General features: G+C 38.5%; 15 protein-coding genes. 13 read left to right on the top strand and 2 right to left on the bottom strand.

Annotated elements, in window-relative coordinates; genetic code table 11:
- Positions 1-84: 84 nt before the first annotated feature.
- Positions 85-1,197, bottom strand: coding sequence for a GntR family transcriptional regulator (locus EKM67_RS07445; protein WP_164506605.1), 1,113 nt, complete (start codon positions 1,195-1,197; stop codon positions 85-87).
- A 157-nt stretch (positions 1,198-1,354) separates the two neighbouring features.
- Between EKM67_RS07445 and EKM67_RS07440 the strand changes: the two genes are divergently transcribed.
- The 9 genes from EKM67_RS07440 (at position 1,355) to EKM67_RS07405 (ending at position 15,051) form a co-directional block, all read left to right on the top strand.
- Positions 1,355-4,480, top strand: coding sequence for an alpha-mannosidase (locus EKM67_RS07440; RefSeq protein ID WP_125578393.1), 3,126 nt, complete (start codon positions 1,355-1,357; stop codon positions 4,478-4,480).
- Between the two features lie 107 nt (positions 4,481-4,587).
- Entirely contained in the window at positions 4,588-6,891 is a 2,304-nt protein-coding gene (locus EKM67_RS07435) for a glycoside hydrolase family 31 protein (RefSeq protein ID WP_125578404.1), read from the top strand.
- Positions 6,892-6,991: 100 nt separating this feature from the next.
- Positions 6,992-8,791, top strand: a complete 1,800-nt coding sequence (locus tag EKM67_RS07430; RefSeq protein WP_225417344.1) for a beta-L-arabinofuranosidase domain-containing protein — start codon at positions 6,992-6,994, stop codon at positions 8,789-8,791.
- A gap of 181 nt (positions 8,792-8,972) precedes the next feature.
- Positions 8,973-10,175 carry a glycoside hydrolase family 38 N-terminal domain-containing protein gene (locus tag EKM67_RS07425; RefSeq protein WP_125578392.1) on the top strand — a complete coding sequence of 401 codons (1,203 nt, stop codon included), beginning with the start codon at positions 8,973-8,975 and terminating at the stop codon, positions 10,173-10,175.
- A gap of 64 nt (positions 10,176-10,239) precedes the next feature.
- Entirely contained in the window at positions 10,240-11,388 is a 1,149-nt protein-coding gene (locus tag EKM67_RS07420; RefSeq protein WP_125578391.1) for a hypothetical protein, read from the top strand.
- A 104-nt stretch (positions 11,389-11,492) separates the two neighbouring features.
- Positions 11,493-12,389, top strand: a complete 897-nt coding sequence (locus EKM67_RS07415) for an ROK family protein (RefSeq protein ID WP_164506604.1) — start codon at positions 11,493-11,495, stop codon at positions 12,387-12,389.
- A gap of 14 nt (positions 12,390-12,403) precedes the next feature.
- Entirely contained in the window at positions 12,404-13,153 is a 750-nt protein-coding gene (locus EKM67_RS10880) for a hypothetical protein (RefSeq protein ID WP_225417343.1), read from the top strand.
- Positions 13,137-14,132 (top strand): class I mannose-6-phosphate isomerase, encoded by a 996-nt coding sequence (locus EKM67_RS10875; RefSeq protein ID WP_225417342.1) that lies wholly within the window; start codon positions 13,137-13,139, stop codon positions 14,130-14,132. The genes EKM67_RS10880 and EKM67_RS10875 overlap by 17 nt, the downstream gene beginning before the upstream one ends.
- A 115-nt stretch (positions 14,133-14,247) precedes the next feature.
- Positions 14,248-15,051, top strand: a complete 804-nt coding sequence (locus EKM67_RS07405; RefSeq protein WP_125578389.1) for an endonuclease/exonuclease/phosphatase family protein — start codon at positions 14,248-14,250, stop codon at positions 15,049-15,051.
- A gap of 238 nt (positions 15,052-15,289) precedes the next feature.
- Here EKM67_RS07405 and EKM67_RS07400 read toward each other — a convergent pair whose 3' ends face one another.
- Entirely contained in the window at positions 15,290-16,384 is a 1,095-nt protein-coding gene (locus EKM67_RS07400) for a GntR family transcriptional regulator (RefSeq protein WP_125578388.1), read from the bottom strand.
- A 214-nt stretch (positions 16,385-16,598) separates the two neighbouring features.
- On the opposite strand from EKM67_RS07400, the gene EKM67_RS07395 reads away from it, so the two are divergent.
- From EKM67_RS07395 to EKM67_RS07380, 4 genes are all read left to right on the top strand, one after another.
- Complete coding sequence (locus EKM67_RS07395; RefSeq protein ID WP_125578387.1) at positions 16,599-18,173, top strand: type 2 periplasmic-binding domain-containing protein; 1,575 nt, start codon at positions 16,599-16,601, stop codon at positions 18,171-18,173.
- An 89-nt stretch (positions 18,174-18,262) separates the two neighbouring features.
- Positions 18,263-19,219, top strand: a complete 957-nt coding sequence (locus tag EKM67_RS07390; protein ID WP_125578386.1) for an ABC transporter permease — start codon at positions 18,263-18,265, stop codon at positions 19,217-19,219.
- A 17-nt stretch (positions 19,220-19,236) separates the two neighbouring features.
- Entirely contained in the window at positions 19,237-20,136 is a 900-nt protein-coding gene (locus tag EKM67_RS07385; RefSeq protein ID WP_125578385.1) for a carbohydrate ABC transporter permease, read from the top strand.
- Between the two features lie 6 nt (positions 20,137-20,142).
- Positions 20,143-20,769 carry a YesL family protein gene (locus EKM67_RS07380; RefSeq protein WP_125578384.1) on the top strand — a complete coding sequence of 209 codons (627 nt, stop codon included), beginning with the start codon at positions 20,143-20,145 and terminating at the stop codon, positions 20,767-20,769.
- Positions 20,770-20,929: the final 160 nt, after the last annotated feature.

Here is a 20,929-nt window from a genome sequence, read left to right as displayed (position 1 = left end):
ATCTTCACGCTCTAGATTAGTATTGTTAGTGGCAACTGGGTCACTTGATAGCTTATTTAAGAAGTAATTATTAAGTGGTTTGAGTTAAAAATACATATTTTTTTCTATCGATAGTCCATCGCTATCGATATTTTTTGCGATCGATTCATGCTCGATGATCTTGGCTGGAATCAAAATACGTGACTGCGTCACATGCCCGTTGTCTATTTTTTCGACGAGTAGATCAACTGACTGCTTGCCGATTTGCCATTCATCTTGCGCAAGGTAGGAATAATTGTTGAAGCGATAATTGGCGCCGGAGTCGAAACCAAAAATTGAAATATCGCGGGGCACGACGAGCTGTAGTTCCCAAATGGCTTGGATGATCAATGAGGCTAGATGGCTGTCGAGACCAACTAAACAACTCGGTTTTTGTTCGAGGATCAGTTGTTTGATGCGGTCGATATCCTGTTCGCTGTGATCTGGCTCATCCCAATTCACTTGCGTGGTCGTAATTAGCGGTTGAATGCAATTTGACCCGAAAATTTGTTGGAACGCGTTTTGCCGTTTCTCTAAAGTGGCATTGCTGATCTGCAAATAGGTGAGTACTCTAACGGTTTTTTGACCGCGGTCGGCCAGATAGCGCGCGACTGCCAATGCGCCGGCCGCATGATCAGTGCTGACAAAAAGACTGCGAATTCCTGTCAGCTCTTTATCAACGATCAGAATTGGATCACCGGCCATAATCCGGGCGGACAAGGCTGAATTCTGCGCGGTGACTTGGGAGGGTTCTAGAATCAAACCATCAACGGGCAACGCCAATAATTCGTCGATGGCTTTTTGCTCCGTGATTTGTTCGCCGTGCGAGAAACGAACGATCAATAAATAACCCCGGTTGGTCGCTTCTTGTTCGATAGCTTGTAGCAAACGATTGCCGAAGCTGTCCAACAATCCGGGTAAAATCAAGCCGATCATTTTTTGCGTTTTTTTGGTCGGACTTTTTTTGAGCACGAACGTTCCTTTGCCGGGCTCGGGTTTGATCAGATGTTCATCCGCTAACAGCTGCAACGCCTGCCGAATCGTAATCCGGCTGACGCGATATTGCGCAATCAGGTCGTGCTCGATCGGCAATTGCGTGCCAATGCGATACTCGCCGGCATTAATTTTCTGTTTCAAATCTTCGTAGATCTGATAATAGAGTGGGAATTTAGGATTCATTTTAAGCTTCATGTTATAAAAATTAAGACCTTTTGCGGCTATGTCTAACAATTGCCTTTGAAAACGTTGACATTCTTTTTGTTTCTTGTATTCTTGGCTTGATATCAGAAATGAAGTCGGTTACATCTTGAATTATAACACGATATTGGAGGTCATTATGTATTCACAAAAGAAGATTCAACAACAATTAAATGAACTGAAGCAGGAAGTCTACGTTAATTTTCAATCGTTAACGGATTTGAAGTTTTGGCGCGACACGCGTGAGGAACGTTTGACGGTCCCCACGGATGTTGATTGGCAGTCTGTTGAAATTGGTTCGTCGTGGGAAGGACGCGACGATTATTATTGGTTGCGTTTCGACATCCAGGTTCCAGAATTAACGGCGCAACAAAAGTTTGTAACGCATTTGGACTTAGGTAGAACTGGTGGCGGTGGCAACTCCGGATTTGAAGGGCTCATTTATCTCGACGGTGCACCACAACAAGCGGTCGATGCCAATCATCAAGATATGTATCTTGATCAACAATACAGCGGTCAAAAATTGACGGTCGCGATTTTAATGTGGACCGGCCTGGAAGGTGGCGGTGTTCACCAAATCCAGCATTATATTTTGCAAACAGCCAGTGCCGGGATTCTGAATGAAACCATTCGTGACACCTATCGTTATTTAAAAGTTATCGATGAAACAATCCTTGAACTTGATGAGGATGAGCCACTGAAGTATGAATATCAAAAATTACTCGATCATGCGTTGCACCAATTTTATTGGGGGGACATGGATCAGCAGACGATCACCAAAGTTGCCGGTGAAGTAATGGATTCGATCCAGCAATTTATCGCAGACCATCCCAATCAGAAAAAGGCGTTCAAGATTTCCGCCATCGGGCATACCCACATTGATGTGGCTTGGCTCTGGCGTTTGCGGCACACACGTGAAAAAACAGCACGTTCTTTTTCAACGGTGTTGGAATTGATGAAAGAATATCCCGACTACAAGTTTTTCCACAGCACTCCGCAAGTCTATCAGTTTATTAAGGAAGATCATCCTGAGCTCTATAGTCAAATTAAAAAGCGAGTGGCAGAAGGTCGTTGGGAAGCCGATGGCGGGACTTGGCTGGAACCAGACGCGAATATTCCTTCAGGCGAAGCGTTGACGCGCCAATTTTTGTATGGGTCAAGATTCTTTGCCCACGAATTTGGCGTTAAACAAACCGTTTTGTGGTTGCCAGATGTATTCGGTTATTCATGGGCCTTGCCACAAATCATGAAAGGTTTTGGGATCGAGAATTTCATGACCACGAAAATTAGTTGGAACGATACGAATCGCATGCCCCACGACACGTTCATGTGGGAAGGTATCGATGGCAGCCAAGTCCTGACTCATTTCGTGACGACGGTTGATCCGGGGACGGATTATCACGACTCGTCGAAATGGTATTACACCTATAACGGTCAGATCACGCCACACACGGTGATGGGAACGTATCACGTTTATGCCGACAAGCCATTGAATAACGATCTATTATTATCATACGGTTTTGGCGATGGTGGTGGCGGTCCACAACGCGAAATGATCGAGAACATCGATATCATTAACCAATTACCAGGATTGCCGACCGTTGAAAATACCCGGATCGATGATTATTTCGTTCAATTGCGGAAAAATATCTCGGCCAGCCAATTACCTATACCGAATTGGAATGGCGAGTTGTATCTTGAATATCACCGTGGCACCTACACGTCACAAGCACGGGTCAAGCAACAAAACCGTCAATTGGAATTGCAATTGCGTGATGTGGAAATCCGTTATACCAAAGCGGTGACCAATCAATTGACTGCCTATCCAAAGGCTGAATTAGATGATGTTTGGGAAATGGTTTTGCGGAATCAATTCCACGATATCTTACCAGGTTCATCGATTCATGAAGTTTACGAAGACAACAAGGCGGAATACGCCCATGGTTTTGAAGTTATTCAGAAATTGAATCAGCAGCTGAATGATCTTGAGCTAGAATCGAAGACAAATAATTATGTTGTTGACAATCCTAATGCCTGGTTTATCACCGAGCTTGTTGAGATTGAACAGTCTGCTAGCGGTTATTTTGTCGATGAAGATGGCCACAAGCTGGCTGCCGAAAAGTCGGGTGATCATTATCAAGTTCTGGTTGTCGCGAAACCACTGCAGGCAACCACAATCCATTTTGTTGTTGCTGAAAAAACCAATGAAGTTGTTGCACTACAAGAACAACGCCAGTCGATTGCCAATGACTTTTATCGATTAACTTGGAATGATGCAGGTCAATTGACGGAAATCTATGATCTCGAAAATCAACGTGAAGTTCTATCGGAATCGGGATTAGGCAATGTCTTGACCGTATACGAGGATCGGCCAACCGAATATGATAACTGGAATATTGACGTCGATTATCCTGAGAAACCGACAATTTTAGCGGCGGATCAAATTGATGTTATTCAGGATTCCGAATTGGAAAAGAAAGTTGTTTTCCACTATTCGTTCTTGAATTCGACCATCAAACAAACAGTAACATTATATCAACATTCGCGTCGAATTGACTTCGAAAACGAAATCGATTGGCAGGATCACAATCATTTATTGCGCACCGCATTTGAAACAGCGCTCTTGGCGGACCAGGCCACTTTTGATGTGCAGTATGGGAATGTGAAGCGGCCAACCAATAGCAATACGAGTTGGGAAGCAGCTAAATTTGAGACGGTGGCGCATAAATGGGCCGATTTGTCGCAACGTGATTATGGCGTCGCGCTACTGAACGACGGCAAATATGGTTATAGCGTCAAGCAAAATATTATTTCCATGTCACTACTGAAGGCAGGCGTTTATCCTGACACCGAAGCCGATATTGGCGAACATCGCTTTACCTACAGCTTGTTGCCACACGAAGGCGATTTTGTCAGCGGTGAAGTTGAGCGTGTTGCCATGGAACTGAATAATCCACTCACAGTTGTCACTGGGAAAACCACTACAATTTCGCAAGCGCTGTTTGATTTCGAAGCGAAAAATCCAGTCGCAGTGGATGCCATCAAGATCAGTGAAGATCAAGACGCCGTCATCTTGCGCTTGCATGAATACACCGGCCAGAACGAAAAAGTGACGATCAAACCAAACTTCGATTATACAGATGCAAAAATTGTCCGACTGGATGAAAGTGAAGTTGGCGGGCTGGACAAGCAGGATGAGTATGTAGTTGAGTTGAAGCCTTATCAGGTGGTGAGCGTGGCGTTTGGGATGAAGCGGCATGTTTAGCATTAAATAAATAAGTTTATTGATTTTCAATCAGCAGTTTATTTTTGATAGCCATTAGAAAAGTGTAAAATCAGGAAATTTGCTGATTGAAGATGAGAGGACACCTAATATTGAATTATATTAAATCGTTTCAGGTTAACAATCAAAAAGTTACAATCCAATACGAAAAGGGAAACATTCAAGCCACAATAATGCGATCTGACATTGTTAGGGTAGTGTTTGACTCCAAAACATCCCCCACACATTCATATGCGATTGAAAATGAAAAGACCGAAAAGACTGATTATAAAGTTGAGAAAAAGGCAAATACTATTGTAATTACAACTGATTTGCTGAATATAATTATTTATCCTGATAAATATATAGATGTCTATAATCATGCTGGTGAGCCATTGGTGCTTGATTACCGTGGAAGTCGTAAAAAAATGGTCAGGGATCTGAGTGATCAGCAAACTCAACTGGTTGTTGCAGAAGGACATGCTATCGACAGTTTAGTTCACAGTACAAATTCTCAAGCGGTAAAAGTATTGCATCAAAATGAACATTTTTACGGTTTGGGTGATAAAACTGGGTTTCTAGATAAGCGGGGTTATGTGTATGACAATTGGAATACTGATGATCCAAGCCCACAAGTTGAAAGTTTTACCAGACTGTATAAGACTGTACCTTTTTTAGTTGGATTAAACGAAAATCGACCATTCGGATTGTTTTTTGATAGCACTTTCCCCAGCCATTTTGATTTAGGCAAGGAAAGCAATGATTATTATGTGTATACATCATCTGACGATATGCTCGACTATTATATTATAGGGGGTTCAGATATGTCAGACGTCATTGGGGCGTACACTTATCTCACCGGTCGTACACCGCTCCCCCAAAAATGGACGCTCGGGTATCAGCAGTCTCGATGGAGTTATGAGAGCGAAGAACAAGTGAACTATATTGCCAATAAAATGCGCAAGAATAAATTACCCTGTGATGTAATACATTTGGATATCGATTATATGAATGGCTTTAGAGTGTTTACAGTCAATAAAGCCAATTTTCCAAAATTTAGCTCGTTAATAAAACGTCTTAATTTAGAGGGTTACAAAATTGTCACCATTATCGATCCAGGCGTGAAAAGAGACGAAGACTATTCTGTTTATGCTGACGGCATTGCGAGTGATATGTTTGTGAAGGATGCGGTTGGTAAAGTATATCAAAATACTGTTTGGCCAGGGGATGCTGTGTTTCCTGATTTTGGTCGCGAAAAAGTACGTAAGTGGTGGGCTGATAATATCAAATTTCTAACCGATCAGGGCGTTTGTGGTGTATGGAATGATATGAACGAGCCAGCTACTTTTAATGGCGATATTCCAAGTGATGTTGTATTTTATGATGAACTGAAACCGGCAACACATCTGCAAATGCATAATGTTTATGGTCACAATATGGCACGTGCAACATATCGTGGACTAAAAGAACAGACTGGTGCTCGTCCGTTCGTGATTAGTCGTGCAGTTTATTCCGGATCACAAAAATATACAACAATTTGGACTGGAGATAACCATAGCCTATGGGTACATCTTCAGTGGATGATTCCACAACTTTGTAATTTAGGATTAAGTGGGTTTGGATTTTCTGGGACAGATATTGGAGGTTTCGGTGGAGATACCACCCCAGAACTTTTATCAAGATGGATTGAAGCTGCAATTTTTAGCCCACTTCTGCGTAACCATAGCACCATTGGTTCACGGGCTCAAGAGCCTTGGAGTTTCGGTGAACCAACATTATCAATTTATCGTAAGTACCTTGAATTACGATATCATCTGTTAGACTATCTGTATGATTTATTCGCACAGGGGAGTCAAACAGGTCTTCCAATTATGCGCCCGCTGGTGTTGCATTATGCTGATGACGAGAATACAAGGACAATTAATGATGAATATTTAGTCGGTGAAAATATTCTGGTTGCACCGATCGTAATGCCTGGAATCAAAAAGCGACTCGTTTATTTGCCAAAGGGACAGTGGTATGACTTCTGGACAAATCATATGTACATTGGTCAGCAAACGTATGTAATTGACGCACCGATAGAAAAGTTACCATTGTTTGTTAAAGGTGGAACGCTTCTTCCCTGGCGTCCTCTCACACAGTCTGTAAACGTTACTAGTGAGAATACAATTACATTCAAATTGTATGGGAATTCGGGGTTATATGAACATTATCAGGATAATGGTTTGGATTTCAAGTATGAAAATGGTGAATATAATCTGTATGAAATCTCAGTTCATAACAGTATTTTGCGAGTGGAGCTTACGCACTTCGGATATGAGCTGCCATATACTAAGATTACCATTGATAAAAATGGATCTACGACCGATTTCCTATGGGAAGCAAATAATAAGAAGTATCATCTCTCAAATTAAAGGAGTTAAGAAGTGGCATTTCTGGGTTGTTTTTTTCTTTAAAATATATGCTTGTTTCATGGAAACGATAATCAAATATCTTTGATTTGGAGGTTAAAACTTGAAAGGTAAATTTGAAAAATTAGCTTTGGGTGCTATTAGGCCTGCCGGCTGGATAAAAAATCAAATTGAGATTCAGGCTATGGGATTCACTGGTCATCTAGATGAATACTGGGATGATCTTGGACCGAATAGTGCCTGGCTAGGAGGGGATGGAGAAGGTTGGGAACGGGGTCCATATTATTTGGACGGATTGGTTCCATTGGCTTACTTGCTTGATGATCAAACTTTGATTAACAAAGCGAGAAAGTGGGTAGAATGGATTCTTAATAGTCAACAGTCAGATGGCTGGTATGGCCCGACTACCAATGATGATTGGTGGCCACGAATGATTGTCTCAAAAGTTTTGATCCAATATTACGAGGTGACTAAAGACAATCGAGTAATTCCCTTTTTAACCTACTTTTATCGCTATCAACTCAAGCACTTAGCAGAACGCCCCTTAAATGATTGGGCTAAGGTACGTGGCGGTGAGAATATTCTTTCCTTGGTCTGGCTCTATGAACAAACACATGAATCGTTCATATTAGATGTAATTGAATTAACACAACAACAAAGTACCAATTGGGCCGCAATTTCTGACGATTTTCCATTTACACGATATATGACAGAATTTAATCACGAGAGTCACGTGGTCAATGTTGTTATGGCTTTGAAGTATTTAGGCTTACAATATCAGATCACCGGCGACATGACATATTACGACAAATTGAAGAAGTTGATAACAAATATTGATTATTATCATGGGCAAGTTACTGGGTTACCATCTGGAGATGAATGGCTAGCTGGAACTAGTCCGAGTCAAGGGACAGAGTTATGTGCTGTGGTTGAGTACATGTTCTCAATGGAGACCTTACTTGCAATTTTTGGTGATGCTCAATTTGGAGACAAACTAGAAAGGGTTGCCTTTAATGCATTACCTGCTGCAATTAGTCGTGATTGGCAATCACACCAGTATGACCAACAAGTTAATCAAATAAGTTGTACAGTTGCCCAACGAAATTGGACATCAAATAATGATGAATCAAATACATTTGGTCTAGAACCAAATTTTGGTTGTTGTACCGCAAATATGCACCAAGCTTGGCCTAAGTTTGTCAGTAGCTTGTGGATGAAACAGGGCCAATCTACGTATGTCTGTCAAAGTCAGGTTCCTTGTCATATACAAGATGGATCATTTGAGGCCAGTGTTTCCAGTAATTATCCCTTTAATTTAAATTCAACCATCACACTTACTGGTACTTGGGAGAAACTACTAATTCGTATTCCTGAATGGAGCCAAGATGTTAAGTTGACAATGAACGGTCAGCATATGATTCCAAAAATTACTGATCACTATCTAGAGATTCAGCATCATGGTGAATTAGAGATGGTAATCTGTTTAGAGTTAATTGCCTCTGTTGTTCGAATAAATCGCCCAAAGCGAGCAACTGCTGTTTCTTTTGGTGCTTTACTTTTTTCTCTTGGATTGACAGAAAAATGGTCAAAGTACTCTGGCAAAGAACCGTTCGAGAATTGGGAAGTTACGACAACAGATGAGTGGAACTACGGTCTACCGGAACACAGTGAATTTAAGATTAAATATACTGACACGTTAAAAAAACAAGTATTTGATTCTCTGCATAGTCCAATAACAATTCAGACAATTGGATATGAGGTTAAAAACTGGCAGGTTAAGATTAATTCAGCTGATGAGCCTCCATATCATTGCGAAGTAGGTGCAAAAAAACAACTTTCATTAGTGCACTATGGAGGAGCTAAATTAAGAATAACTGAGTTTCCCACGATAACGGACCGATAAAAGAAAATAAAACGAAGAGTGCTCAGTAAAACAAATAAAAGCGCTTATTTAAATAAATATTGGAAATACAAAATTTTAGCGCCATTATTCTTATTGAATTGTTATTTAACATAGTCGAAATTGCATTTACTGCAAATTAGTAAGGAAAGCATAAGGACAATACAAAAAATGGAGGGCACAAATGAAAACCTTGTATGTAATTAACCACTCACATACTGATATTGGCTATACCGCGAGGCAAGAAGAAATTGAAATGTACCATGTCGACTTTATTAAACAGGCAATTGATATTATTGAAGATGAGTTGTTACACCATGAAAAATCGCCTTTTGTTTGGACATGCGAGAATTATTGGCAAGTTGAAAACTTTATGAAGCATGCATCTGAATCATATAAAGAAAAGTTTAAGCAGTATTTAGAATTGGGAAATATCGATATGTCTCTTAATTATTTAAATATGACAGAGTTGGTAGATGAACAAGTTTTAAACCACACTTTGAAACGAGGCCAGAAATTTGTTGAGCAAATGAATCGCCAAATCAACTCTGCAATGACTGCCGATATCAACGGGTTCTCTTGGTCATATTGTTCAGCCCTGTTAAATAATGGCGTTCAGAATCTATTTACTTGTATTCATGCACATCATGGCTTATATCCGTTGTATAAAAATCAGATGCCATTCTGGTGGGAGGATCAGACCGGAAGAAAATTATTAGTTTGGAACGGTGAGCACTATCATTTTGGTAATGAGTTATATATTATGCCCGATGCTCAGTCGAGCTATCAAATCCAGGATGAATATAATGGGGACGTTTCGACACCGCAATTAGAAGTTGCCCATAAACGTATTAATCGCTATTTTTCAGATTTAGAAAAGCGGGGATATCCTTATGATTTTGCACCTGTGATGATTTCGGGATTTATCTCAGATAATGCGGGTCCGAATGAAAAAATATTGGAATCAATTGATAATTGGAATGAGCTTTATGGTGATCAAATTAATATTCAAATGGTGGGACTAAATTCCTTTTTTGAAATAGTACGGAATCAGTATTCTGATCAAATTCCAACTTATAGTGGGGACTGGAATGATTGGTGGGCTGATGGCGTTGGATCAACACCAGCAGCAACGAAAATTTACCGGGATGCTCAACGGAAATATCATTTGGCGGAATTGTTGGCAGACAATGAATCAGAGAATGACAATCGGTTCAAAGAAGCTGAACAAAATATGATGTTATATGCAGAGCATACCTGGGGATACTCATCATCGGTATCTGCGCCATGGAATACGATGGTCAATGAGCTTGAATATCGAAAATCTGGTTACGCAACACAAGCAAGTCAAAAAATAAATTCATTTGTTGACGACGATTGTCGATAAATTTAATCGTGCGTATCCGCGTGCAAATCGGAATAAGACATATAAAGTCGTAAATCCACATAACATGTTGATTCAAGAGCCAGTTAAACTTGTTCTCGAAACATGGGAAACAATTGATGGACAACGCATAACCGATAGTTTGCTACCATTTATCGAAGTATTTGACTTAGATACCAATACAATTTATGAGCGTCAAGCTGAACAAGGTGCACGGGCATTTGAAATTGAAATTATTGTCGAGCTTGAAGCTCAAGAAGTGAAACGATTCGGTATCAGATTAGGCAAAAGAGACCATCGTCGGCGGAATTATACTTCGTTTGTCCAAGGTGCGGAAGGTGTTCAAGACATTGATTTTCCAACTAAAGAAAATGAGCTGACAATTGAAACGTCATACTATTCTTGCCACTTATCAAGTATCACCGGAGTTATTGATATCGTGGATAAAATGACTCAAAAGAATATACTTCGTGACAATGCACTAGTTCCATTTATGTACGGAGTTTACGAGAACACGCCAATTAAAACAACACCAGGACAAGAACGCCGGAGGATGGGAAGAAATCGAAAAGGTAAAGGTGTAAATCGGTTTATCTCTAAGCTAACTGATTTTCAGGTAGAAAAATCTGGTGAGATTTCGCGTAGCGTAACATTAGATTTTTCGCTGGAAGGTACTCAACTATATACTGTAATATTGAAGTTTTATAATGAATTACCTTTAATCACAACGTCCGTCAGGATCCAAAAAGATAATACTTGGGCACCTGAAAACTTATATATTTCGTTGCCTATACAATCGATTTCGGATTTATATGCCGAGAAAAGTGGCCAGATATTCCGTCCAGCCATTGATCAATTACCAGGAACAAATACAGATTTCTATCTAGTAGACTCTGGTATGTTTTATTTAGATGAACAGGGCAATTCTGTTGGAATTTTACCAAAAGATACACCGTTATTCGTGCTTGGAAATTTGGATCCAAAGTTGATTGAACTTTGCAGTGATAAAACTGCCTATAAAAATAAAGAACAGATTTTTGCATGGGTGATGAATAACTTTTGGGAGACAAACTTTAAGGTTGATTTATCAGGATTCTATGAATTTGAATTTGATATCTATACTTCTTCCAGCGTTCAGTCTTTAGAACAGGCGCATCGTCAATTACGGCAACATTCCGTAGGAGCATTTAGTGTAATCACTAATGAGGATAAATAACGATAACTGTATCAAGCAGATGGCCACTCACCATTTTTTGGAATATCTGTTCTTTGCTAAGACCTTTGCTGTTGCCATATTATTGATTAACGGGGGTATTGGATTTGAAATATTATGCCTTGTTTGATGTCGGTGGTACCAAGATAAAAAGTAATCTGTTTATCAAGAATAAAGAATTCGTTTATAGTGTGCCGCAGGTCTTTTCTTCGCACTCTGAAGGGTCAAAGCAGGACATTCTTACAAATTTTAAGTACATTTTGCAAACTACATTTGATGGTGGGCCTTCAAATATTATTGATGAACTTGATGGAGTTGCCTTTGCGTTTCCTGGGCCATTCGATTATCACAATGGAATCAGCTACATTCAAGGACTGTCAAAATATGAACAGTTATACGGTGTTGAACTTAAATCTTATATGGAGTGCATGCTAACAAGGAAGACTGGTAGAAAAATTAACGTAAAGTTTCAAAATGATGCAAAATCCTTCGGGATGGGAGCCTTTGCGCAAAGCTCAGAATCAATTAAAAAAGGAATATATATAACGTTGGGAACTGGTTGCGGGTCGTGCTTCATCAAGAATGGTGAGATTATTTATAGCAGTTCTTATGGGCTTAATTCAGAAGGAATGATATACGATGCTCCATTTAAAGAAACTATTATTGATGATTATCTTTCTGAACGTGGCTTAATTGCGATTGCTCATTCAAATAACCTGAATGTTGATTCATCGAAAGAAATATTTGATTTGTATTTACAAAATAATACTGCTGCCAAAGATTCATTAATCCAATTTGGTGAAACTATTGCAATGGCACTCGAGCCATTCATTAATCATTTTTCTCCAGATGAAATCGCATTTGGAGGAGGTGTTAGTGGTTCTTTTTCTGGGTTCCAAGAATCGCTCAATGCCAAGCTGAATGAAAAGATAGGTATTCGGGCAATTCGTGACACAAGCACTTGTGTGATGCAAGGATTGTTGAATTTATTTGAAAAAGAATAGTTAGGAGGGCCAAGATGACATATGACTTACATCCAAAAATTAATGTTGTTTCATCAGAAAGCATACAATCTGGATATGATCAAGTTTTTCAAAAATTGAACGAATATCTTATCCATACCAAAAAACAAATTTTCATTTTTGAGTGTTACCCGGGAGTTGATTTACAAGAAATATTTGAGCAACTTGTAGAACGTTTTACGGATGTAAGAATTGTTTGTTCTGATGATATTGCGCTAGATAGTGCTTCAGTCACGAGCATGATAGCTGAAGAAATGACAACGGATCGCGTATTTGGTAATATGTCCCGTCAAACATTTCAAGATTTTTTTCCAATACATGAGCTTCAGACTATGCAGGAAGATATTCAAAATTGCCAAAATAGTGTAATCGTATATGGAACGGCTGCGTCGTTATTATGTTCGGATCCCGATTTATTAGTATATTTTGGAATTACACGCTGGGAGATTCAATTACGATACAGGGCAGGAATGAGCAATTGGAAGGCTAATAATCCCTCTGAAGATAGTCTAAAAAAATTTAAACGTGGCTATTTTTTTGAATGGCGTCTTGGGGATAGATCTCGTCATTCATTATTTAAAAATATAAATTTTTATGTTGATACAAGCGTGAGAGGTATCCCTAAAATGGTTTCCGGAAACTTGCTCAGGGCATGTATTATCAAGACAGGTCAACAGCCATTCAGAGTGGTCCCATACTTTGATCAAAGTGTGTGGGGGGGGACAATGGATGAAGTCGAGCTTTGATCTCAACAGAGATAAACCAAATTATGGATGGGCATTTGATGGAGTCCCTGAAGAAAACAGTGTGTGCTATGAAGTCAAACATGATACTTTTGAAATACCTGCGATCATATTAGCACAAGAGATCCCTGAACAGTTGCTTGGCAGGCGGATTCAGGAAAAATTTGGTAATGAGTTTCCCATTCGCTTTGATTATCTGGATACAATGGAGGGCGAGAATCTTAGCTTACAGGTTCATCCTAAAATTGATTTCATTCGCGATAATTTCGGCATGACGTACACTCAGAACGAAAGCTACTACATTTTAAGGCGTGGGAAAGGTGCTGTCGTGTATTTAGGAGTCAAGGACGGAGTTTCAAAAACAAAGTTGTTTGATGATTTGGATAGAGCGCAAAAAAAAGAAGTTGTATTCGATGATAAAAAATACATTAATAGATTTCAAGTAGAAAAGCATGATCACTATTCGATTCCAGCTGGCTTAATTCATTGTGGTGGAAAAGATACAGTTATCCTTGAAATCTCTCAGACACCTTATATCTTTACATTTAAACTTTGGGACTGGGGTCGTACAGGTCTTGATGGGCAACCACGACCAATACACTTAAAGTTCGGATATGATAATGTTGATATAAATTACAATAGGAGCTGGATCAAGAAGAACTTACTAAATATCACAAAAACTATTTCTGACAAACCTGATCATATAGAGGAACAAACTGGGCTATATGAAACTGAAGCCATCGAAACTAGGAGACACTGGTTTAGCCACTCCATTATTATCGAGACACATCATAGTGTTAATATGTTAAACCTGGTTGAAGGAGACCGAATTAGAATCGAGAGTTTGAATGACAAATTTGAACCACAGTATTTCAACTTTGGAGAAACGTTCATTATTCCTGAGCAAATAAGCAGGTGTCTTGTAACTAATGTTGATACCGGACATAATGTTGCATTAATTCAGGCGTATATACGAAATTAAGTTAAGTATAAGATCTTTTCCCCCAAAGTGATAATGAATTGGTTGGTGTTCGAGTAAATCATCAGAACTCTCTGATGGCTTAGCAGGAAATTAATAAGTTTAGGAGTAATCGATTATGAAAATAGGAACCTATAATATACGATATGATACTTCTAGCGATGGTAATTGGAGCTGGGAATATCGTAAGCAGGACGTCATTTCACAGATTCAAGCAATGAATGCTGATGTGTTTGGTATTGATGAGGCACTGCTGAATCAAAAAGAGGCTTTGGTTGCAGCTTTTCCAGAATACCAAAGCTTTGGTTTGGCGCGTGATGACGGTGTGGATAGTGGTGAATTTAACTTGCTTTTTTTCAGAAAGACACAATTTAATGTAATCGATTCTGGCTATCAATGGATATCTAAAACTCCTCAGCAACCTTCAATCTATTTAAATGCTGGTTCACGTCGCATAATTGTCTGGCTTGAACTGGAGGAGAAGACGACTTCACAAAAATTCGTAGTGGTCGTTACTCATTTGGATAATAGCTCCATTGAAGCTCGTCAATTTGGGGTTGCTGAACTAAAAAAGTTAACGGCACAGTCTGAATTTAACCAGTTACCCGTGATTGTTGTTGGAGATTTTAATATGTTGTCTTCAGATCGAGCATATACTGATATGACTTCATTTATGATTGATAGTGGATTAGATTCGGATGGTGAACCGATTGTTTCGGGAACCTATCAGGAGGATTCAGAGTTTCACCCACATAATCAGTCTAGGTTCACGCGAATTGATTATATATTTCATAACCAGTTGGTTCACACACTTGGTATCACATCTGGTCAAAATATTGCTATGAACGGCAATTTTCCATCTGATCATTTTCCCATTTGGGCCGCTATTGAATTTTCTAGCTTGATGTCAAGCGACATGTGATGGACTAGGCAATTTAACACAGATTTTAGGGTTAAATTTCGTATCAAAACCGAGAGAATATTCATCGATGTGACCAACAACAGAAGCTAATCAACTTTTTTGAAGTTGAATTTGCAGGTCTAGAAGCTGAAGTGACTATAAAAGCTTCAATCTCGTTTCAATCTCGAGTTTGAAGCTTTTAGTTTATAAATATGAAGTTGATTTGATCATTTAAAATAATTCAATTAGATCCCATCAACTAAGAAAGGCTAATATCCTTAACACTTCCATTTTGTCGCAAAGTAGTTGAAATTAGCAACCTTCTATTTTCAATGGGTTCATTTCTAATTGCTTTTTTTAGCAATTCAACGCTTTTGACGCCAATTGCATTCTCATCCTGCATCAGATAAGTATAATTAGTCGAAAGGTAAGATGAATTATTTGAATCAAAACCAAATAGAGAGATGTCATCTGGAAAGCTTAAATGTAATTCTGATAAAGCCTCTTGAACTAAACCGGTGACATGGGTATCAAGGCAGATCACGCATGTGGGCTGAATCGCATCAATAAATGATTTGATAAGACTTACGTCGCTTTTTAAAAGTGCTAAGTCCGTGGATAAATATGTGCTTCTGATTATTCGAGCGACATGCTTGGATACTAAAGGTGTTGTGGTTTCCCAAAATGCTGCAGTAAAGGCTTCAATTCGCTCCTCTAAGGTTGTATTTTTTATGTGAGCGTATCCAATGACCACCACATTTCTATGGCTTTTTTTTATTATCAAATCAGCACTTTCAAAAGCGCCTGTATAGTGATCGGAACCGACAAACATGCTATCAATACCATCTAATTCCTTATCTAATATTACAATTGGAAAGTCAGAGTATATTTTCTTTATTAAATTCTCATCATAAAAGTTACGTTGAACCGGTTCGATCAGCAGACCATCAACGGGCATATTGATCAGTTCATCCACCAATGCACTTTCTTTATGCTGACTTTCCTCTGAGAATTTCAAAACTAACTGATAGTTTGATTTTTCTGCCTCGGAAATAATCGTTTGCAATAGTCTATTACCATAACTGTCAGTCAATCCTGGAAGGATCAATCCTATAAATCTTTTCGGAATTTCTTTGTTGTCTGAGTCTATCACAAATGTACCAACCCCGGATTTTCGTTCAACTATTCCGTCCTTTGCCAGTAAATTAACTGCTTTTTGCACAGTAATTCTGCTCACACCGTATATTTGAACAAGTTCTTTCTCTGGAGGTATCATATCTCCAATTTGAAAGATACCGGTGCTAATTTTTGCTTTTAAATCATTATATATTTTGGCATACAAAGAGATTTGCATGAAAAAGCTTCTTTCTTATTTTTTATGATATAAATATTATAACATATAAAAATAATAAAACAAATATAGTTGAAAGCGTTGACATAGTTGATAAAACGCGTATTATAATAGTTGTATTCATCACAACTATTATAAGGGGGTACCATATGACATAATAATAAATATCTATAAGGCGTATTCTATAACAAATCTATTTTTTGCGAGGAGAATGAAGATGAAGAAATGGAAAGTAGCTTTAACGGGATTAGCACTTTCATCAGTAACACTTGTTATTCTTTCGGGTTGTGGTTCAAAAAGCACAGGGGCAACAAAGGTAGATAGTAATACGATTACATTAATGGCACCAGATCATAGCGATGTACATCCGAAAAATGAAGATTTATGGATGTGGAAACAGTATAAAAAAATGTCAGGCGTCAATGTGAAATGGGAAACAGTAAAAGATTGGGATCAGAAGAAACAATTAATACTATCGAGAAAGACACTTCCAGATGCATTTTATCAGACTGGTTGGTCTAATGATGAGCTCGTAAAATATGGGACACAAGGGATCTTTCAGCCACTTGAGAAGTTGATTCCTAAATATGCTCCTAATCTAAATAAATTAATGAAGGAAGACCCGAGTATCAAGAAGGCATTGACAACTCCAGATGGTCATATATATGGTTTGCCATATACCGGGTCCGATCCAATGGGCGGTGGACGTGCCTTTAAGCTTTATTTCAATAAAAAATGGTTGGATAAATTGAATTTGAAAGCTCCCACTAATACTGAAGAGTTGGAGCAAGTATTGACTGCCTTTGTAACCAAAGATCCAAACGGAAACGGTAAAGCAGATGAGCAAGGATATTATATGGATTCTGATCAATTTGGTCCACTTGAACTGATGGTTAAATCTGCGTTCGGTCTCAATTCAGCGGGTAGAACGGCAATGGAAAACAACTATTATGTTGACGATAATAATAAACTACAATATGTTTTTTCTTCCGACAAGATGAAAGAAGTTTGGGAGTATGAAGCAGAACTGTATAAAAAAGGTCTCATCGCTAAAACAGCATTTGCAGGTGTAGATTATGATAAGTGGGTTGCAGATGCTGGAAAAGATGTTGTTGGATTATTCTCGTGGGTAGGAAGAGACTTTATTGGTGCAGAAGCCATGGCTAACTATGTTCCAACAACAATTTTGAATGGCCCAAATGGTCAAAAAGGCTCTCTTGTCACACAATCTCCAGTAATGGGTACCAGTGCATTTGTAATCACCAAAGATGCCAAAGATCCTAAGAAGTTATTAAAATGGGTTGATTATTTTTATAGTGAAAAGGGCTCAGAATTTGGATTTTATGGTAAAGAGGGCGTCACATATGAAGTTAAGGACGGCAAAAAAGTATATGTTGATAAAATTCTGAACTATCCAAAAGGTGCACAGTTGGGAGCTTACCAATATGTTGATAATGTGTATGCAGGATTCTTCCCTTATTTGGAACAGCCTGAAGCAAACAAAGAAATTGCATATGGTCGGGAACCTGAAGTGTATACGGACGCTCCATTAGATAATCTGCCAAAACAGATCCTGCCTACCTTTATGTCCACTCCTGATGAGTCATCGCAATTATCAACAATTACGACAGATATGAATAAATATGTTGAGCAGGCAAGAGTTAAATTTGTGACAGGTAAGTGGAACATTGATGATAACTGGGATCAATATATCTCTCAATTAAAGAAAATTGGATTAGATCAGTGGGTTAAGATTCGGAGACAACAATACGTGCGTTATCAAAAGAATTAATACTTTTCGTTTGAGATGCCTGAGGTTAGCTCCTTGGGCTATCTTTGTATTTGAACCAATATTTCATCAAATCTGAGGGAGGTATTAATATGCCGAATACAACAGAAGTGAAAGTAGAGCAGAGTGACAAGAGAAAAGAACGAGCAAAACGATGGCATTACGTCAAACGTCACAAATCGTTGTATCTAATGATTTTGATACCGATAATTTTCGTAATTATATGGAATTACTGGCCAATGTATGGAGTTATCATTGCTTTCAAAGACTATTCGCCAGCTTATGGTATTTGGGGTAGTCCATGGGTAGGATTCAAACACTTTACCAGGTTTTTTCAATCATATTTCTTTGGAAATGTTATTTGGAACACACTTCGTATCAGTATTTACAGTTTGATAGTGTCAGTGCCATTACCCATAATACTGGCACTTATGTTTAACGAGATTCGCGTAAAATGGCTTAAGTCCACAATACAGACAATTACCTATATTCCTAACTTTATTTCGGTAGTAATCATTGTTGGTATGATCAATTTCTTTTTTGGTTCACAAAATGGTGTTATCAACAATCTGGTAGAAATGTTTGGTGGCAAGTCCATAGATTTTCTTGGCTCATCTGGCATTTTTCCACATATGTATGTTTGGTCTGGTATTTGGCAAGGAGTAGGCTGGGGAACATTGATTTATACAGCAGCGATGTCCGGAATCCCTCAAGATCAATATGAAGCCGCATATCTAGAAGGTGCAAGCAGGTTTCAATGCATCAAGAACATCACCATACCTGCAATTATGCCAACAATAGTTATTTCTGCGATTTTAGCAACTGGGGGCATTATGGCGGTTGGATTCGATAAAACATTTTTGATGCAAAATGCATCGAACCTTTCGACGTCTGAAGTTCTCTCAACCTATACGTACAAGATGGGTTTAGTCAATGGTGAATATAGCTTTTCTGCGGCAGTTGGATTATTCAGCAATTTGATTAACTTTATCTTTCTATGGGTAGTAAATAAGTTTGCTCAACATGTTGGTGACACTAGTTTGTGGTAAGAAAGGAGGAAAATTCTATGGCAAAAGCAATCTATAAACCAGGCAAAGCTGATAAAGCCTTCGACGTTGCAAATATTGTAATACTCATTGTTTTTACATTGATTGTGTTATATCCAATTATATTTGTAGTTAATGCTTCATTTAGTGATCCAACCAAGATTTTTGACACGCCATTGTTACTGTGGCCTAGAGGATTTTCTCTGGACGGATATACTGAAATCTTGAAAAACAAAGACATCTTAGTCGGTTTTAAAAATGCGGTAATTTATACTGTTCTTGGAACAGTTGTAAATATTGCAGTTACGACCTTAGGTGCTTATCCTCTATCGCGTAAGGGATTTGAGGGGAAGGGATTCTTTACAATATTCTTTACAATAACTATGTTTTTTAGCGGTGGATTGATTCCAACATATTTAGTTAATCAGCAATTAGGTATTGTCAACACACTATGGGTTATGATCCTTCCAGGCGCGTTAAGTGTGTACAACATGATCTTAATGCGAACGTATTTTCAACAAAACATTCCTTCAGAATTAATTGAGAGCGCCTATGTAGATGGTGCAAACGATATGCAACTACTGTGGAAGGTTGTACTTCCGTTGTCCACTCCAATTATTGCGGTTATGGCAATGTTTTATGGTGTCGGGCGTTGGAATGATTATTTCAATGCAATGATTTATTTGCAAGATCGCTCCAAATTCCCCTTACAACTTATCTTAAGAGAGATATTGGTTCAAGGACAATTTGGAGATACTAGCCAGGCATTAATTGGTAGTGCTAGTGCACAGATGATGCTGCTGAAGTTGACTTTAAAATATAGTGTTGTAGTTGTTTCTACATTGCCCGTACTGTTATTTTATCCAGTCGTTCAGAAGTACTTTGAAAAAGGAATTATGGTTGGCGCCATCAAGGGGTGAGATGATATGTTTGCAAAAAAGTTTATGTCTATTGTTAACGATATTTACTATATGATGAAGATTAATTTACTGTGGATTTTATTTACCATTGAAGGTGGAATTATTCTTGGCATCATACCGGCCACAATTACGGTTTTTTATTGTATTCGTGATCGCTTGAAAAATGGATATGATGGTGGGGTTTATGCTGAATTTAAGGAAGCATATTGGCGTGTCTTTAAGAGCAGCATATTATTGACGTTGGGATTCTCTTTATTCGGTTTGATTTTAGTATTAAGCACTGCACTATTGAATGGCGTTGGTCAAACTAATATAGTTCTAGAGATTACACTTCGTATTGGGCGTCTTCTAATCGTTTTGATGGGGATTTTTTTCTTCCCAGTGTATTCTCATTTTGATCTCCATGGTAATAAAGTTTGGATACAGCCGTTTTTATTTTTATTTATTTGTCCAATACAGGTGGTAGTTACGGTGATCGTAATTGCGGTCAGTGCATTACTCTATATGATTGATCCACTTTTAATTTTCTTTATGGGTATTAGTTTACCAGCATACTTTATTATGGGCATGATGTTAAAAAAATTCGAAAAACTTCAAGAAAAGATACCATACATCCAAGAGGTGCAGAATTAAATGTTGATTAACGTCTGTTTTAATTAAATAGATGTACCGTTTTTTTATGGCATAACACTTTGACTAGTGCTGTGCCTCTATTATTAAGGTGGTAGTGTACAATATTTTGTGTAAATAGTAATTGAAAAGGGAAGACCTTCCCCGTATGATTAAATCGCCA

The sequence above is a fragment of the Lapidilactobacillus mulanensis genome (assembly GCF_003946215.1).
GTDB lineage: Bacteria > Bacillota > Bacilli > Lactobacillales > Lactobacillaceae > Lapidilactobacillus > Lapidilactobacillus mulanensis.
The sequence above is the reverse complement of the archived record's forward strand: the minus strand, read 5'-3'. Positions and strand labels throughout refer to the sequence as shown.

What these genes read in the sequence shown, in the direction of transcription:
- EKM67_RS07380 (WP_125578384.1), top strand. Translation starts at nt 20,143, where the DNA reads ATGTTTGCAAAAAAGTTTATGTCTATTGTTAACGATATTTACTATATG.
- EKM67_RS07445 (WP_164506605.1), bottom strand. Translation starts at nt 1,197, where the DNA reads ATGAATCCTAAATTCCCACTCTATTATCAGATCTACGAAGATTTGAAA.
- EKM67_RS10880 (WP_225417343.1), top strand. Translation starts at nt 12,404, where the DNA reads ATGACATATGACTTACATCCAAAAATTAATGTTGTTTCATCAGAAAGC.
- EKM67_RS07425 (WP_125578392.1), top strand. Translation starts at nt 8,973, where the DNA reads ATGAAAACCTTGTATGTAATTAACCACTCACATACTGATATTGGCTAT.
- EKM67_RS07385 (WP_125578385.1), top strand. Translation starts at nt 19,237, where the DNA reads ATGGCAAAAGCAATCTATAAACCAGGCAAAGCTGATAAAGCCTTCGAC.
- EKM67_RS07405 (WP_125578389.1), top strand. Translation starts at nt 14,248, where the DNA reads ATGAAAATAGGAACCTATAATATACGATATGATACTTCTAGCGATGGT.
- EKM67_RS10875 (WP_225417342.1), top strand. Translation starts at nt 13,137, where the DNA reads ATGAAGTCGAGCTTTGATCTCAACAGAGATAAACCAAATTATGGATGG.
- EKM67_RS07400 (WP_125578388.1), bottom strand. Translation starts at nt 16,384, where the DNA reads ATGCAAATCTCTTTGTATGCCAAAATATATAATGATTTAAAAGCAAAA.
- EKM67_RS07390 (WP_125578386.1), top strand. Translation starts at nt 18,263, where the DNA reads ATGCCGAATACAACAGAAGTGAAAGTAGAGCAGAGTGACAAGAGAAAA.
- EKM67_RS07440 (WP_125578393.1), top strand. Translation starts at nt 1,355, where the DNA reads ATGTATTCACAAAAGAAGATTCAACAACAATTAAATGAACTGAAGCAG.
- EKM67_RS07395 (WP_125578387.1), top strand. Translation starts at nt 16,599, where the DNA reads ATGAAGAAATGGAAAGTAGCTTTAACGGGATTAGCACTTTCATCAGTA.
- EKM67_RS07420 (WP_125578391.1), top strand. Translation starts at nt 10,240, where the DNA reads ATGTTGATTCAAGAGCCAGTTAAACTTGTTCTCGAAACATGGGAAACA.